This window comes from Bacillus sp. JJ1127 (assembly GCF_036965845.1).
GTDB lineage: Bacteria > Bacillota > Bacilli > Bacillales > Bacillaceae_G > Bacillus_A.
Genome location: NZ_JBALQK010000251.1, coordinates 1,279 through 1,917 on the forward strand (window position 1 = coordinate 1,279; position 639 = coordinate 1,917).

Annotated in this window: 1 protein-coding gene and 1 pseudogene; one reads left to right on the forward strand and one right to left on the reverse strand. The window is 31.9% G+C overall.

Annotation, left to right across the window (positions count from 1 at the left end):
• Positions 1–76, reverse strand: a pseudogene (locus V7183_RS21335) (spore protein); the annotation flags it as partial.
• Between the two features lie 280 nt (positions 77–356).
• Between V7183_RS21335 and V7183_RS21340 the strand changes: the two are divergent.
• The coding region (locus V7183_RS21340) for a DUF2512 family protein (protein ID WP_335360756.1) at positions 357–639 on the forward strand (283 nt) is incomplete at its 3' end.

The following is a 639-nucleotide window of genomic DNA, read 5'->3' on the forward strand; positions in this document are numbered from 1 at the left end:
ATTTCATTTGATCAAGAGCTTGTTCAGCCCCACGTACTAATAATTGATTACTACTTCCATTGTTATTGTTTGACATGTTATGTCACCTCCTTCACTCTTAATATGTAAAAAAGCATTCGAAAATATATAGTCCTTTTTTTGGTATTAACTTTTATCGTTTTAATACATAATACATGCTTATATTTCACAAAATAGTATTGTGTAGGAGAGCGAAATAAAAAGTGCTTGCCATATGAGTATCATGTTATAAACAGACCTCCAGAACACAATGAAACGGGTTGTGCTTTATACAGGCACAACCCGTTTTTATTAAGAAGTTTTCTCCTACATGCAAATTAAAAATTGGAGGAACATTCATGAACCATATTGTTGCTTTATTAATTAAATATACTGCTATTAGTGCCGTATTATTGATGATATCAGGTATATTCCAGGACGTTTCGATTCCTAGAATATTACTGATTTCATTACTAATTACAGGGACAGCCTACTTAATAGGAGATTTATTTGTTCTACCTAAGTATGGGAACATGGTTGCTACAATTGCAGATTTTGGGTTAAGTTTTTTAGGAATCTGGGTATTAACTTATCTTCTTACAGACAACAATTTCGCTCGGAATATTATCGCATCTTCATTTT